The 2,420-nt window shown below is 47.3% G+C and carries 2 protein-coding genes; both read left to right on the top strand.

Annotation, left to right across the window (positions count from 1 at the left end; translation table 11 throughout):
- Window positions 1-149 precede the first annotated feature (149 nt).
- Window positions 150-596, top strand: a complete 447-nt coding sequence (locus B7Y67_RS15395; protein WP_293599388.1) for a GatB/YqeY domain-containing protein — start codon at window positions 150-152, stop codon at window positions 594-596.
- Window positions 597-651: 55 nt separating this feature from the next.
- Window positions 652-2,420 (top strand): DNA primase (gene dnaG / locus B7Y67_RS15390; protein WP_293599389.1); only part of this gene is annotated, 1,769 nt, incomplete at its 3' end.

Genomic DNA, 2,420 nt, shown 5'->3' with positions numbered 1-2,420 from the left:
AGCCAGATGTTGCCTAAAAAGCTTTACTAATCGAATTTAAAAGCTCTCCTCACCGAGAGGCTTTGAAACCCGCTGACGGTGAAACGCAGCGGGTTTTTGCTTTTGAATCAGCAGCAATTTATTAGATATTCAATACTGGGAAAAATGCCATGAGTCTGAAAGATCAAATCACTGAAGATATGAAAAATGCAATGCGTGCAAAAGAAGTGGCACGCCTTGGAACTATTCGTCTTTTATTGGCGGCCATCAAACAGCGTGAAGTAGATGATCGCATTGTGATGGATGACGCGAGCGTGATTGCTACTGTTGAGAAAATGATTAAGCAGCGCAAGGACTCGATCTCTCAATTTGAAAAAGCTAATCGTGATGATTTAGTCGCCATTGAGGCGGCAGAGATGACTATTCTCCAAGACTACTTGCCAGCACAATTATCTGATGCGGAAGTAGAGGCAGCGGTAGCTGCGGCAGTTGCTTCGACAGGCGCTGCTGGTCCACAAGATATGGGCAAAGTGATTGGCGTTCTCAAAGGCCAATTGGCAGGTAAAGCCGATATGGGTAAAGTTTCTGGTTTAGTTAAAGCTGCGCTGGCTAAGTAAGTTGAAGATAAGTTAAAACTAAATACTTTAAAAGCCTCACCCACTACTGATGGCTCTGATACCCCAATCCTTCATTGCCGATTTATTGAATCGGGTCGACATCGTGGATGTGGTTGGGCAGCACGTGAAGTTAAAAAAAGCGGGCGCGAACTATCAAGGTTTGTGTCCCTTTCATTCTGAAAAATCTCCTTCTTTTTCTGTATCGCCTACCAAGCAGTTCTATCACTGCTTTGGTTGTGGAGCTCATGGCTCTGCGATTAGTTTTCTCATGGAGTATTCCGGTCTTGGCTATGTAGATGCCATTGAAGACTTAGCGCGTTCTGCAGGATTGGATGTCCCGCGTGAAGAGCGCACAGCGAATGATGTTGCACGCCAACAGCAGACCATGGCATTAAGTGAGGTTATGAGCGCAGCTGCTGATTGGTATCGTCAACAACTCAAAGTGGCACCACGTGCAGTCGAGTATCTCAAGGGGCGCGGCCTTACTGGTGAGATCGCTAAACGTTATGCCTTGGGTTATGCGCCAGATGGTTGGCAAGGGCTTGAGGCAGTCTTTGGTACCTATGCAAATGATGAAGTGGCGAAGACTTTACTTGAGGGTGGCTTGCTTATTCAGAGTGAGCAGACGGAAAATAAGCAAACAGCTAAACGCTATGATCGCTTTCGTGATCGCATCATGTTCCCGATTCGCAATCCCAAAGGTCAGACTATTGGCTTTGGTGGGCGAATCTTGGATCAAGGCGAACCGAAGTATTTAAATTCTCCAGAGACGCCTTTGTTCTCTAAAGGTAATACGCTCTATGGATTATTTGAAGCAAGGCAAGCCATCCGCTCTCAAGAATATGTTCTCGTATGTGAGGGCTACATGGATGTCGTGGCACTGGCGCAGTTGGGCTTCCCTAATGCAGTGGCGACATTAGGAACGGCCTGTACTGCCAATCACGTGCGTATGTTGTTACGTCAAACTGATCGCGTTGTATTTTCATTTGATGGCGACTCTGCTGGTCAGCGTGCTGCACAGCGAGCATTGGAAGCATGTCTGCCATTGATGTCTGATGACAAAGAGATTCGTTTCTTATTTTTACCAACGGAGCATGATCCTGACAGTTATGTCCGCGCCTATGGTGCGCCTGCCTTTGAGAAGATCATAAAAGAAGCCATGTCGATTTCGAGCTTCTTCTTCAAAATTGCAAGTCAAGACCATGAGTTGACAACACCAGAGGGTAGGGCGCAAACCCATCATGCTGCAAAGCCTTTGTTGCTATCGATGCCACCAATTGCGCTACGTACACAAATTTTGCGCGAGTTAGCCATTCGAACAAATTCAACAGCAGCTGAGTTGGAGTCTTTCTGTGGATTGACGGTGGCGCCTGTACCAGTGCAGCAAGGTTCTTACTCCAGTACCAATCAGCGCGCGCCCAATTTCAACCAAGGCAATTCTGGCAACAGAACTCAAGGCGCTCCATGGCAAGCATCCAAGGGTTCTGCTAAGCGAGTTGCAATACAAAATATTGCGCCACCACAAGCACCAACCGATTTAGCTGAGCAGATGTTGCGGGTCTTGATTCAGTTCCCACATTTGGGAAAAGCCTTGGATGCCAACAAGAGGGCCCTGGCTTTGCAGGCCTCAGAATTGCGTTCAGCAAAAGCATTGGAGCTTATGAAGGATTTATTGGCTCAATGCGACCAGATTGAATTGATTCCTGGTGAGAATGGCAAGCCACCCGTAGTAGGTGCTGGCGCATTCGCTTTATTTCAGGAGCAATTATCCCGAAGTGAGTTAGCCCCGCTCTATGAGGTGTTGAGAAAGCGGGTAATGGGCTC

This window comes from Polynucleobacter sp. 35-46-11 (assembly GCF_002281105.1).
Note: the sequence above shows the minus strand (reverse complement) of the source record. Positions and strands in the feature narration are given on the sequence as shown.